We start from the raw sequence: 12,539 nt of genomic DNA, 5'->3' as shown, positions 1-12,539 counted from the left end.
AACCCCACCCCTGGACATGACGACGGCCTGCACCACCCCAACGGGGTCGTACAGGCCGTCGTCACGCAAGACCCGGATTTACCAACAGCGTCCGGCATCGGGGCGGGCCTCCGCACGTTCCGGGGACCACGCCGGCAACTCGCGGGGTCCACTCCCACCGTGGGCACTGCGTACTGAGTGGGCTCCATCCAGTGCTCCGCGGTCTGATGGAGCCACTCGGTGGATAGCCACCCGTCCATCGCGGTGTCGTCCATCGGCCCGCACCACCTGGTCGACGAAACCGCATGGGCCGGGTCTTGCCCACCCACACAGTGGGCTCCATCCAACCCAGTGCACCGGTGGCGTCCATCGATGACGCACGGTGGACGAGGCGGGGAGCGGCATGTGCCCCCACCCGGAGTGGGTCTCAGGCAGGCGGCTTCTGGTGATGCCTCATCTGTCGTTCCCACCCCCTTGACCGGCCTCCCTTCCACCCCTTGACCACGGGCCTGCGCCTCTGCTGTTTCCCCTTGACCTGGGCCGAGGTCAAGGGGAAACAGCACGGGCGTTCCCAACCCAGAACCGCGGAGGCTGGCGCACTGCACCGGCACGGGCGGGCGGCCGGTCCAATGGGGCCGGGAGTGTCTCGCCCTTCGCGCACGGAGCGGTACGGAACGACGTCCGGATGTGACGGCGGGGCCGCGGGTCTCCACCCGAGTTGGCGATGGAGTCCATCGCGATGGCGGTGGCTATGGGTGGGAGCGCCGAGCCCACTGGGTGGCCACCGCGTGGACGTGCGCAAGTTCCGCGACGAGAGGCGCGGTCCATCCACTCAGTGGGCTCCATCCGATCCGGTGATGGAGCCGGCGCCGAAGTTCGTCCACTCCACCCCGGCCCCGGCCGGAGTGGGGCGCACCTCCGTCCACCCCACGCGGTGGGCGTCCACCCCCTTGACCACTCCGCCCACCCCTTGACCACGGCCCCCTTGCCCACCTGGGCCACTCAGGTGCCGCGGCCCGTTTCCCCTTGACCTCGTCGCGCCGCGAGAGCGGTCAGACCGCGGTCAAGGGGGGTGTCGGGAGTGTGAGCGCCATCGAGACCAGATGGCGCGAAAGGACGGACACGGACGTGGCCACCACCCAGCACACCCCGGCAACCGACTCCTCCGAGTCCGTGACCCGCTACACCACGATCTCCCTGATGAACCGCGACTGGGACGTGCTCTGCCGCGACCTGAGGGCCGCCGACCGGGTGGCCGCCTGGGCGGAGGAGCACGCCGAGCTCATCGGAGCAGCAACGCCCCAGGATGTCGTGGACAAGATCTCCGACCTCCACCGCCGCGGCGAGTTCGACCAGCACGACCGCGTGATGCACCTGCTGGTCGAGCGGGCCGCCGGGGTCGGCTTCGATGCCCACCTCGCGTGGAGGATCACGGTCCGGGTCCTGCTGCCCAAGGCGATCCTGATGGCCAAGACCCAGCGCCGTACCGGCCTGCCGTGGGACGACGTGTGCGCGGCCGTGTTCGGCGCCGCCTTCGAGGTCGTCCGCACCTACCCGCTCGACCGACGGCCGCGGCGGATCTTCAACAACCTCGCCCTCGACACCCTGCAGCTCGCCCGCCGCACCCTGGCCGCCTGTCTCGACGACATCGAGGAGCTCCAGGAGTTCGCCGCCGGTGTCGCCCCGCTGGCCGCGGCCGAGCACCACACCCGATACACGCACGTCGTCTCCAGCGAGGACCCCGACACCCCCCACCGCACGGTCGAGCTCGCCGACCTGCTGATGCGGGCCGCCCAGATGGAGCTCGTCGACGTCGACGAGCCGGCCCTGTCGCGTCACGAGACACGGACGGAGGTCCTCGACCTGCTGCTGTGGGCGGTGGAGGTCGGAGCGCTCAAGGAGCTCGAGGCGCAGCGCATCGCCCGGTACTACCTGTCCACCTCGCAGCGCCCCGACCAGCGCCACATGACCACCCGGTCCATGGGCCACGAGGGAGACCTGCTGCGGCAGCACGCCAGCCGTGCCGTACGCACGCTGCGCGCGAAGTCGGACCTCTCGCAGTACCGCGCCGCGGCCTGAGAGCTGCCGGCGCCCGTCGGACCAGGCGCCGGCGGAAGTCGCTCGAAAAAACTTCAGCCCGACTGTCACACCGCGCCCTTCCTCAACACCTGTAGCAGGCGAGAGGGCCGCCAGATCGGTCCAGCCCCACCTGAACATCCACCCCCACTCTTCTCGACTCCGGGAGAACCGACGTGACCACGATGTCCCCGGCCGGCACCGGCCGACAGCTGCTCGACGCCGATGAGGCCCGTGTGGCCCGTGCTTCGCGCGAGCTGACCAAGATCGCCGCTGCTCTGGTGAGCCGGCCGATGGACCGTGACCTGCACGAGCAGATGCGCGCCTTCCTCGACAGGGAGTCGGAGGCCTCTCTTGCGTCGTGGGATGTGCTGCTGCAGCGCACGCCGGACCAGCTCAAGGAGCGCATCTCGACGGTCCTGACCGTCCAGGCGCTGCGGAGGGCCTCGTGAAGCGGCCGCGCCGGCAGCGCAAGGCGGCCAAGAAGCACCTCGTCGAGACGGAGGCCTGGGACGAGGAGGTCGACGAGCCCCAGGAGACATCGGCGGACGAGCCGGACGAGACCGGGTGGAAGACCAGCACGGCACAGATGGCTGGCCTCTCCCGGCTGGTCCGCGCCGGGGTCTGGGTGCTCGTTGTCTCCGGCCCCGTCCTCGGCGCGCTCGCGTTCCTCTCCTCGTCCGCTCCGGCCCAGGGCGCGGCCAAGCCGGTCGCCACGGCGACGCCGGCGTCGCCGGTCGGGCCGGCCGGCTTCGCCGAGTTGTTCGTCGCCGCCTACCTGCAGGCCGGCCAAGGAACCGAGCGGGACCTGGCGCCGTACTACTCCGGCTCCGTCGCGCTCGCGGTAAAGCCCGGGACCCGCACGGCCACGCAGTCCACCGTGATCGCATCCCGCGAGGTTCAGCCGGGTTACTGGTCCATCACCGTTGCCGCCGACGTCACCGCCCACGACGACAAAGGCAAGTCCACGCGGCTGGGCGTCCAGTACTTCCGCGTCGGCATCCAGGCCACCGGCCCGGCTGGCGCCGGCGGAACCGCGCAGGGCGCTGCCCCTGCCGGCTACGTGGCGACATCGCTGCCGGCGCAGGTGGCCGCGCCTGCCGCGCTCAAGCCGGGCGGCCTGGCGTACGAGACCGACCGCGGGTCGAGCAGTGCGGACCCGTCGGTCGAGACCGCGCGCGGGTTCCTGGCCGCCTACCTGACCGGTACGACCGAGCTCGACCGCTACACCTCGCCCGGCACCCGGCTGCAGCCGATCACCCCTGCGCCGTACGCCGCGGTGAAGGTGACCGGCGTCCAGGACGACTCGTCCGGCCCGGGCCAGCAGAAGGTGCCAGCCGACGGCACGGTGCTGCACCAGCTGGTCCAGGTCGACGCCACCGACCAGGCCGGCAGCCCGGCATCGCTGAGCTACGCGCTCACCCTCAAGTCCCGCGCCGGCCGCTGGGAGGTCGCCTCCGTCGACGATGCCCCGGCCATCCGCGCGAGCAGCCCGCCCTCGGCGGCGCCGCACACCACCACCCCTAGCCCCGACGCAGCCACGGCATCTCCCTCGCCGTCGCCGTCGAACTCCTGAAGAAAGAGGAATCGTTCATGCACACCCTGGCAGCCGCCAACCCCGACCACGTCGTCCTCGCCGGCGACGTCCTCGACTGGGCCAACACCAAGACGGGGCAGGTCCGCGCGCTGGTTCTCACCGTGGCCGCCCTCATGGCGATCATCGCCGTGCTGATGGCCTGGTGGAAGACCCGCTCCTTCGTCGGCACCCTCGTCGCCTTCGTCCTGGCCGCCCTCGTGCTCTGGGGGATCAGCAACCTCAACGTCCTGCAGACCAAGGTCGGCTCCGAGATCAACGACACCGGGGCCGCGGCAGCCTCCAAGTTCCACGTCGCCGGTGACGCCCCCGCGCTGGCGGGTGAGGGCTGGCAGGTCTCGTGAGCGCCTCGGAGGAGGAGCTGATCGGGCACTCGTACACGCGCGCCCGTCGGCACCCGCTCGTCATCGGCAAGCTCCCGGGAGCCGGCCGGCTCCCGGGAGGGCCCTACACGATCACCCAGGTCATGACCATGGTGGTCACCTTCGGGCTCCTCGTCATGACGAAGGATCTGTGGGCCCACTTCGGCGCCATGAACTTCATCCTCATGGCGCTGATCCCCTGGGGTCTGGCCTGGGTGCTGCGGTACGCGCGGCTCGACGGCCGCGATCCGGCACGCGCCGTGCGCAGCCTGCTCATCTACTCCTCCACTCCGGCCCAGGGGCGCCTGGCCGGCAAGCCGCAGCAGGTCGCTCGGCCTCGACTGGCGACCGCCACCTGCACGGTGCGCGTCCGGTCCGCCGAGCGACCCGCCCCGGCGGCGGCCCCGCAGCCTGCTGCAGCGCCCGCACCCGGGGCCAGGCGCAGAGCCCGCCCGGCACCTGTGCCAGCGGCGGCCGCAGCGAGCCGGCCAGAGCCGAAGACCGGGCTGCAGGCCCTCCTCGCCTCCCTCGACGAGCAGTAACCAGCCGCCCCGTCGTCACCACCAGCACAGAAAGAAGAACCCCATGCGTCTCCCCGTCCGGCACATCAGCGGCCACCTGATTTGGACCACTGCCGCCACCGTGTGGGCGGTGTGGCGCGTCGACACCGAGAACTACACCCACGCCTCCAAGTCCACGAAGCGCGAGCGGCTGGACGCACTGGAGTCCCTCTTCAAGTCCCTGCGGGGCGAGGCCCTCCTGCTCAGCCTGTGCCCGAGCGTCGACGCCGCGTCGGTCGTCACCCGCATGACCGCCGGCGTCGACCTCGACGCTTCCCCCGAGTACGTCGACCTGGCGCTGAAGGTCCTCGACCAGCTCCAGGACCTCGAGCTCACCGGCCGCGTCGACTTCCTCGCCGTCCCGTTGCCCCACCTCGACTTCAAGCAGAGCGCCCGGGCGGTCCTCTCCTCCCTCCAGGCGGAGGTGATGGGCACGCTCGGTCTGCCGGTCGCCCCGATATCGCTCTCCGAGGAGCGCCAGCGCCTGGAGCAGGCGACCCGCCTGGCCGCCGGCTGGCCCTCCGGCATCAAGATGCGGCCTGCCACCGAGGCGGAGATCCTGTGGATCTACGGGCACAGCGCCCGCCGGGGCCTGAGCGAGCCGCTCCTGCCCGAGGACGGCGCACCGCGCGGTCTTCGCGGTCGCGGCCACACGGTCACCGCCCACACTCAGGTGATCCTGGACGAGGGCGGCCGCGGCACCCGGGCCTCCAAGGGTCCGACCAACCCGTTCAAGCGCCGCTACCTGCGCGCCACCAGCGAACACGGCGACTCCTACCAGGCGTTCTGCGTGCTCTCCGAGATGCCGGAAGCCTTCCGGTTCCCCGGCAGCGAGTACCTGGCGGCGCTGGACGAGTTCAACTTCCCCGTGGACTGGGCCGTCCGTCTGCACGTCGAGTCCGGCTCGAAGGCCGAGCCGAAGTCCCGGCGCCAGCAGCGCGAGCTCGCGCACCAGCGCGGTGAGTACGACGGCGAGACCTCCGGCGTGCCGGCCTCCCTCGACAAGGCGTCCCTCGCCCTGGACGAGTACCGCGACCGGCTCACCGCCTCCTCCACCGAGGTCGAGATCCGTGCCACCGTCGCCACCTGCGTGTGGGGGACCACCCCCGAGGAGGCCGACGAGAAGGCGACGTCGCTGGCCAACCACTTCGGCGGCAACGACTACACGCTCGTGAGGCCCACCGGCGACCAGGTCGCGCTCTTCCACGGCATGCTGCCCGGCACCAAGACGCCCGGCCCGATGCTCGACTACACCCAGTACCTCCTGGCCCGCGATTTCGCGATGTCGATGCCGTTCTGCGGCGCCGGCCTGGGCGACGACTCCGGCAGCCTCTTCGGCCTCCAGCTCAACGGCGGCGGCGTACGCCCCGTGCTCGTTGACTTCTCCCACGGCCCCCGCGTCAACGCCTCCGCGTCCGCCGCGTTCGTCGGCGAGCTCGGCTCCGGCAAGTCGGTGGCGATGAAGTGCGCCATGTACAGCATCCTGACCACCGGCCACCGGGCCGGGCAAAGGAACTCCCGCGGCCGCGCCCTGGTCATCGACCGCACCCCGCAGCAGGAGTGGTCGCGGTTCGCCAACGCCTGCCCCGGCACCACGCAGATCATCAACGTCGACGAGAACGCCGGCGTCTCCCTCGACCCCCTGCGCGTCTTCCGCGGCCCGCGCGCCGCCCGCTACACCGAGTCCTTCCTCACCCCGCTCCTGGACATCGGCTCGATGAGCATCGAGGGCATCACCCTCGCCGAGGCGATCGAGGCCACCCGGCTCGGCCCCAAGCCGAGCATGACCGCGCTGATGGACACGCTCGCCAACCGGGCCCGCACGCCCGACCCGGAGGAGCCGAACGACGCCGCGGTCCGTGCCGCCGCCTCCGAACTCGTCCGCAAGCTGCGGTCGCTGGCCAAGAAGGACCTCGGCCGCGTCATCTTCGACCCCACGCTGCCGGTCGTACGGATCACCGACGCCGACAGCATCGTCTTCGCCGTCGACCGCCTGGGCCTGCCCACCAAGGAGGAGCTCTCCGAGCACCGCCTCCCGAGCCTGGAGGTCGAAAAGCGGTTCGGCTGGCGGCTGATGTACCTGATGACCGCGCTCTGCCGCGAGATCGCGTTCGCCGACCCCAACGAGTTCGCCGGCGTCTTCCTCGACGAGTGCTGGTGGCTCACCTCGTCCGCCGAGGGCTCCAACCTGCTGCTCGAGCTCATCGCCGACGGCCGCAAGCACAACGCCGGCGCCTTCGCCGGCAGCCACGACCCCTACGACATCGGCCCGAAGTCCGAGATCGGCGACAAGATCCGGGCGCTGCTGTCCCACATCTTCGTCTTCCGCCACCGCGGCAAGGCGCTGGCCGCACGCTGCCTGGAGTTCCTCGACCTCGACCCGACCGACGACGAGATGCTCAAGGTCATCACCGAGAACCTCAGCCCGCTCAACGTCAGCGAGACCGAGCGCGCCCTGCGGGCCGGCGAGGGCCTGTACCGAGACCTCCGCAAGCGCATCGGTGGGATCAAGGTGCTGATCCCCGCCGATGAGAACGCGGCCGCCGCCATCACCACAACGCCTGGGCAGCGCGACGAAGAAGACGACGAGGCCGTGGAGTTGTTCGCCGAGGCGGACGGAGCCCTCGCATGAGCCACATACAGCGAGGGCGCGTCAAGCGGCGCCTGGGGCTCATCGCCGTCCTGCTGGCCCTCTTCAGCGTGGTGCTGGCCCCTGCCGCCATGGCAGATCCGGCGCCGTCGCCCAGCACGTCCGCTCCTGCAGCCGGCCCCCCGAACTTGAACCAGAAGCCGAAGGACGGCAGCGACGGCCTCCTTCAGCCGTTCAATGTGACGGACAAGGACGGCGTCCCGATCAGCTCCTACACCGTCAAGACGGACACGGGCGGCTGGAAGGACATCGACCTCAAGATCTGGAACATCGTCGCCCAGCTGTTCTTCGGCGTCTCGAAGTGGGTCATCGGCTTCACCTGCTGGCTGATCAAGTGGGCGCTGAACTTCGGCCTGGCCAAGGTCATGGTCGGACCCGTCGAGGACATCTCCAGCACCCTCAAGTCCCAGGTCATCGACCGGCTCGGCCTGCCGGGCCTGTTCCTGACGTTCGCCGGCTTCTACTGCGGCTGGCTGATCCTCTTCAAGGAGCGTTCGCGCGGCTTCGCCGAGATCGGGGTCTCCCTGGTCGTCGCCGCGCTGACCACTACCGTGCTCGTCTCGCCGGCCCAGGTGCTGCTCGGCCAGCACGATCAGCCGCAGGCACAGGGCTCCACCATGCTCCTCTCCGAGGAGGGCTTGCTGGGGAAGTCGAAGGACTTCACCCTCGAGGTCGCCAGCATCGTGCTGGCAGACGATCCCGCGAGCGCCCAGGGCAGTGCCGACCCCAACAACGTGGCGAAGCCGATCACCGACGCCCTGGTGGAGGCGTTCATCGTCAAGCCCAACCAGCTCATGGTCTACGGGCAGACCTTCGACGGGCAGTGCGACAAGGCCTTCCGACAGTTCAAGCTCGCCGAGTTCAACCTCAACCAGCTTGGGATGAACTACTGGGACGCCATGGTGATGGATTCGATGTACGACACGAACTTCATCGGGCAGCTCAACGAGAACGCAAAGAAGTTCGAGGCCGCGTGCGGGGATGTGAAGCCGAAGGCCAAGCGTGCCTCCGCGGACCTCGCCTTCTCCGCCCTGTTTGTCGCCATCGCCGCCGTCATCGTGGCGATCCTCATGGTTCTTGTCACCGGCACGTTCCTCACCGCGCAGGGCTGGTTGGCCTTCGAAGCCATCCGCGGCCACTGGGCACTGACCGCCGGCATCCTGCCCGGCGGCGGCCGCGCCACCCTGTGGCGCTGGTGCTCCGCAATCACCAAGGCCGTCCTCGGCATCATCATCGCCATTCTCTTCCTGGCGATCTTCATCCTCATCGTCCTGGCCCTGATCGACGCGGACACCGGCGACGTCCTGGCCGTCAAGTTCATCGTCATCGACGTCACCGCCATCGCCGGCCTGGCCGGTCACAAGCGCATCAAGCAAACTGCCCAGAGCATCGCGGTCAACCTCAACCGCAAGCTCGCCAACGCCCGCGTAGGCGGGGCTGGCCGCCGCTCCGTGTTCAGCAGCCCCGGCCGGTACGCCGAGACCGCCCCCGGCCTGAAGCAGATGTGGAGTGAGGCCCGCGGCGAGGCCAGGCGCGTGAGCAGGCCCGTCGGCCAGGGCCTGAAGACCGCCAAGAACGCCTGGGTCGGCTCGCCGCAGGCCAACCGCAAGGCCAGCCGGCTGCGGACCGCGGCCCGACTCGCTACCAACGCCGCCGCGGCTGTGGGCACCGGCGGCGCCAGCGCAGCCGCGAAGGTCGCGGCGCAGCAGGCGGCCAAGCAGACCCTGAAGAACCGGCTGGCCACGGCGGCCGCGAACAAGATGTCCCAGACCCGGGGCGGCAGGGCCACCATGGCCACCGGCAAGGCGGCCGCCGCCACCGCCAAGTACGGCGCCAAGGCGACGAAGTTCGCCTTCATGGCCACGGTGGGCGCGCCGGTGGGCATTCCCCGGGGAGTCGCCGCGACGAAGCGAGGCGCTGCCGCGGCAACGGCCCGTGCCGGGCAGGTGCGCGACCAGCTCAAGGCCGTCAAGGCACGGACCGTCGACAAGAAGGTCCAGGCGGCCAAGGACTTCGGAGCCGAGTACAAGCGCAACGTCGTCACGGCCGGCAAGTTCGTCGCGAAGCAGGGAACGAAGGCCCAGGTCCACCTCGGTCTGGCCCAGATTCAGCCGGATCCGAAGGCAGGGAATCCTCCTGGGCCCCGGGCCGGTGCCGTCGCGCCGAAGACCCCCGGTGGCGCGCCGGCGGCGGCTGGCACGAAGACACCGAGCTCGGTGAAGCCCCCGGCCGCCGGGCCGGCCGCGGTGCCGAAGATGCCCACCCCGCCCACCCCTGCGCCGCCGACGCCCCCGGCTGCGAAGAAGTCGACCCCGGCCAAGCCGCCGGCTCCGCCTCGGACCATCCGGCGTGCCACGCGGCCGCCCGGCCCGCCCAAGCCCCGGCCGTAGCCGGACTGCGGCCGGGACCCCACAGGTCCCGGCCGCCCAGATCACCGCACCAGAACCACCTGACGGGGGACCCCCATGCCTCAAACCGATGCCGCGCGTGCCCGCGCCCAGCGCGCGACGATCGCGCTGTTCGTCGCTGCGGCCGTCCTGGCAACTGTCGGTGTCACCCTCCTGTTCGGCCTCCCTGAGGCCGACCGTCCTGCCACCGACTCGACTCCGGTCACGGCCGCTTCCTCCGCCCCTGCGGTCGGCAGCGGCTCTGGCGGCACGCGCCCGGCCGAGGCCTCCCCCGCGGCGGAACCTTCGGCGTCTCCTGAGCACTTGGGCCCGAGGCAGGTGCCGACGCCGGTCGAGGAGGCGGCCCGGTCCTTCGTGACCGCGTGGGCCAGCCACGACGCCCGACCGGGCCGGGACAACTCGTACGACGACGCATCCCGGCGGGCCGCGATCTACGCTGCCGGAGATCTTGCCGAGGACCTGCGCACTCACACCAGCGGCAGCGCCGCCACGCAGCAGTGGTTGAGCTGGAAGGACCATCAGGTCCAGGTGGCGGTGGCGGTCCTGCGGGTGTCACTGCCGGACGGAGCGCCCGCACCGAGCGAGGACTCCGCTTTCGCGCGTGTGCTCTACAAGCTGACCGAAGCGCCAGCCAAGGGCCCTGCCAGCGAGTCGGAAGAGCACGTGGCGCTCAAGCTCCGCCGCGGCGCCGACGGAAGCTGGCGCGTCGTCGGACTGCCCAATGTCTGAGCAGGGCAAGTCCAAGGCCCTGCGGAACGTGCTGATCGCGGCGATCCTCTCCTGCCTGCTTGGATTCGGTCTGATCCTGAGTGCCGTACTGGCGCTGTCGTCGGCAATCGGCGAGGACAACACCAGCAGCGCACTGGAGAACGCGGGCTTCGGCGGCGGTCTGTCGGACACCAAGGAGATCCCTGACTGGCTGCGTCCCATCATCCTCGACGCTGTGGCGAGGTACGGCTGTGCGGAGGTCACCCCATCGCTGATCGCCGCCCAGCTCTACCAGGAGTCCACCTTCCGCAAGAACCCGCCCGACGGAGGAGCCGGCGCGATGGGCATCGCCCAGTTCATCCCCTCCACCTGGGCGACCGAAGGCATCGACGCCAACAACAAGGGCGGCGCGGACCCGCTGGACCCTGAGGACGCAGTTCCGTCGATGGTGGCCTACGACTGCAAGCTCGCCGACGAGATCCGCAGCGTGCCGGGCGACGTCGTCGACAACATGCTCGCCGCCTACAACGCCGGCGGGAACAAGGTGAAGAAATACGGCGGCATCCCGCCGTACGAGGAGACGCGCAAGTACGTCCGCGAAATCCGGGACCGGGCGGAGAAGTGGTCCGCGCCGATGGACGGCAAGGTCTCCGGCGGACTGTCCAAGGTCGTGGCCGCAGCCAAGGAGGCGCTCAACACCCCATACGTCCTGGGCGGCAGCTGCAAGCCTCCGTTCCGGGGAGCCAAGGGGTGCGACTGCTCCAGCCTGGTCAAGTACGCCTGGAGCAAGGTCGGCGTGAACCTTCCACGAGTCACCTACGACCAGGTCGACATCGGCACCAAAGTGAAGTCGGCGAACGACCTGCGCCCCGGCGACCTGATCTTCTCGGGCGGCAGCGCGTCCAGCCCGGAGCACGTATCCATGTACATAGGGGGCGGCGAGGTCATCGACGCGCCGCACACCGGCGCCCGTGTCCGGATCAAGCCCCTGTCCTTTTGGAAGGGCCGGATCCTGATCATGAAGCGGCCGAACTACACCGAGCCGGGGTCGGGTGGCACCTCAGGCACGTGGGTAGCCCCGGTCGCCGACGATCACGTCGGCACCGGATACCGGGTTTCCGGATCGATGTGGTCGAGCGGCTACCACACCGGCGTGGACTTCCCCGTGCGCACCGGAACTGCGACCCGCGCGGTGGGCCCGGGCACCGTGGTGACGGCCGGCTGGAACAGCGCGTATGGCTACCAGGTGGTGATCAAGCACGGCGACGGCATGTACTCGCACTACGCCCACCACTCCTCGCTGGCCGTGGTCGTCGGCCAGAAGGTGAAGGGCGGCGACCGGATCGGGTACTCCGGCGCAACGGGCAACGTCAGCGGTGCGCACCTCCACTTCGAGATACGCACCGGCCCGGAGTACGGATCGGACATCGACCCACTGGCCTACCTCCGTAGTCACGGCGTCAAGATCTGACCTGCCGGCCGGCGTCACGCTCTCCCGCAGGGGCATGACGCCGGCCGACGCCATACCGCGAAGAAATTCGGAGCGGAGTGTCACACCGAGCCGGATCCCGACACCTGTAGCAGGTGAAAGGCCCGTTTGCTCTTTGGAGGTGCCGCCGTGCTCCCGACTTCCCCCGTGCCCGCTCCGGCCGCCGCGGTGCCGCCGTGCGCCTCGCCCTCGGACGGTGGGCGATGACCACGACCGACCTCATCGATGGCGCAATCGGCTTCGTCGGGGACCTCCCGGGCCACGTCGAGCACCTGGCGGGCTCGGTGATGGCCAACGCCTGGTGGGTTGCGCTGGTCGCCCTGGCAGCCAGCGGGGTCGCCGCTGCGGTCCGCTGGGCCCTGTCCCGTGGCCCGGTGTCCAAGCGAACGGCTCTGGAGGTGCTGCCGACCACAGGCTTCGACCCGAAGCCGGAAGAGGTCGTCCGCTTCGGGCACCAGATGGCCCGCGCGCACAAGAGCGTGTCGCGCTGGCTCGTGTCTTCGGCCCGCACCAATGCTCTGCGCATCCGGTTCACCTGCTCCAACGGGTCGCTGTCCATGAGGGTCGAGGGCCCGGATCGAGCGATGTCGGTGCTGCGCCACCAGGGCTACGCCCAGGTCGAGATGCGGCCTATCGAGGCCGACGGGCGTGCCGCGCGCGAACGTCCGCAGATCCGGCTCGGCTCCTGACGCACCGACGGACACCACAGACAG

The 12,539-nt window shown here is 70.3% G+C and carries 10 protein-coding genes; all 10 read left to right on the top strand.

Annotation, left to right across the window (positions count from 1 at the left end; translation table 11 throughout):
- The first annotated feature begins 1,107 nt into the window (after positions 1–1,107).
- The 10 genes from ABZ078_RS38900 to ABZ078_RS38855 all read left to right on the top strand — a co-directional run bounded on the left by ABZ078_RS38900 (position 1,108) and on the right by ABZ078_RS38855 (position 12,515).
- Positions 1,108–2,058, top strand: a complete 951-nt coding sequence (locus ABZ078_RS38900) for a hypothetical protein (RefSeq protein ID WP_356583256.1) — start codon at positions 1,108–1,110, stop codon at positions 2,056–2,058.
- Between the two features lie 182 nt (positions 2,059–2,240).
- Positions 2,241–2,507 (top strand): hypothetical protein, encoded by a 267-nt coding sequence (locus ABZ078_RS38895; protein WP_030578818.1) that lies wholly within the window; start codon positions 2,241–2,243, stop codon positions 2,505–2,507.
- The gene (locus ABZ078_RS38890) at positions 2,504–3,631 is read left to right on the top strand and encodes a conjugal transfer protein (protein WP_356583255.1); all 1,128 of its coding nucleotides are present in this window, start codon (positions 2,504–2,506) and stop codon (positions 3,629–3,631) included. The genes ABZ078_RS38895 and ABZ078_RS38890 overlap by 4 nt, the downstream gene beginning before the upstream one ends.
- A gap of 17 nt (positions 3,632–3,648) precedes the next feature.
- On the top strand, positions 3,649–3,993 hold the full coding sequence (locus ABZ078_RS38885) for a hypothetical protein (RefSeq protein ID WP_356583254.1): 345 nt from the start codon (positions 3,649–3,651) through the stop codon (positions 3,991–3,993).
- The gene (locus tag ABZ078_RS38880; RefSeq protein WP_356583253.1) at positions 3,990–4,553 is read left to right on the top strand and encodes a hypothetical protein; all 564 of its coding nucleotides are present in this window, start codon (positions 3,990–3,992) and stop codon (positions 4,551–4,553) included. The genes ABZ078_RS38885 and ABZ078_RS38880 overlap by 4 nt, the downstream gene beginning before the upstream one ends.
- A 43-nt stretch (positions 4,554–4,596) precedes the next feature.
- Entirely contained in the window at positions 4,597–7,203 is a 2,607-nt protein-coding gene (locus ABZ078_RS38875; protein WP_030381394.1) for an ATP-binding protein, read from the top strand.
- Positions 7,200–9,611: a hypothetical protein gene (locus ABZ078_RS38870; RefSeq protein WP_356583252.1), complete on the top strand. Its 2,412-nt coding sequence runs from the start codon at positions 7,200–7,202 to the stop codon at positions 9,609–9,611. Before ABZ078_RS38875 ends, ABZ078_RS38870 begins: the two co-directional genes overlap by 4 nt.
- A 75-nt stretch (positions 9,612–9,686) precedes the next feature.
- Positions 9,687–10,358 carry a hypothetical protein gene (locus tag ABZ078_RS38865; protein ID WP_356583251.1) on the top strand — a complete coding sequence of 224 codons (672 nt, stop codon included), beginning with the start codon at positions 9,687–9,689 and terminating at the stop codon, positions 10,356–10,358.
- Positions 10,351–11,808 carry a peptidoglycan DD-metalloendopeptidase family protein gene (locus tag ABZ078_RS38860; RefSeq protein WP_356583250.1) on the top strand — a complete coding sequence of 486 codons (1,458 nt, stop codon included), beginning with the start codon at positions 10,351–10,353 and terminating at the stop codon, positions 11,806–11,808. Before ABZ078_RS38865 ends, ABZ078_RS38860 begins: the two co-directional genes overlap by 8 nt.
- 221 nt (positions 11,809–12,029) lie before the next feature.
- Positions 12,030–12,515: a hypothetical protein gene (locus tag ABZ078_RS38855; protein ID WP_356583249.1), complete on the top strand. Its 486-nt coding sequence runs from the start codon at positions 12,030–12,032 to the stop codon at positions 12,513–12,515.
- Positions 12,516–12,539: the final 24 nt, after the last annotated feature.

The sequence above is a fragment of the Streptomyces sp. NPDC006385 genome, assembly GCF_040612485.1.
Classification (GTDB): Bacteria; Actinomycetota; Actinomycetes; order Streptomycetales; family Streptomycetaceae; genus Streptomyces.
This window is presented reverse-complemented; position numbering and strand designations above follow the sequence as displayed.

Excerpts from the sequence above, each read along its gene's own strand:
- ABZ078_RS38895 (WP_030578818.1), top strand. The coding sequence starts at position 2,241 with ATGTCCCCGGCCGGCACCGGCCGACAGCTGCTCGACGCCGATGAGGCC.
- ABZ078_RS38885 (WP_356583254.1), top strand. The coding sequence starts at position 3,649 with ATGCACACCCTGGCAGCCGCCAACCCCGACCACGTCGTCCTCGCCGGC.
- ABZ078_RS38875 (WP_030381394.1), top strand. The coding sequence starts at position 4,597 with ATGCGTCTCCCCGTCCGGCACATCAGCGGCCACCTGATTTGGACCACT.
- ABZ078_RS38870 (WP_356583252.1), top strand. The coding sequence starts at position 7,200 with ATGAGCCACATACAGCGAGGGCGCGTCAAGCGGCGCCTGGGGCTCATC.
- ABZ078_RS38865 (WP_356583251.1), top strand. The coding sequence starts at position 9,687 with ATGCCTCAAACCGATGCCGCGCGTGCCCGCGCCCAGCGCGCGACGATC.
- ABZ078_RS38860 (WP_356583250.1), top strand. The coding sequence starts at position 10,351 with ATGTCTGAGCAGGGCAAGTCCAAGGCCCTGCGGAACGTGCTGATCGCG.
- ABZ078_RS38855 (WP_356583249.1), top strand. The coding sequence starts at position 12,030 with ATGACCACGACCGACCTCATCGATGGCGCAATCGGCTTCGTCGGGGAC.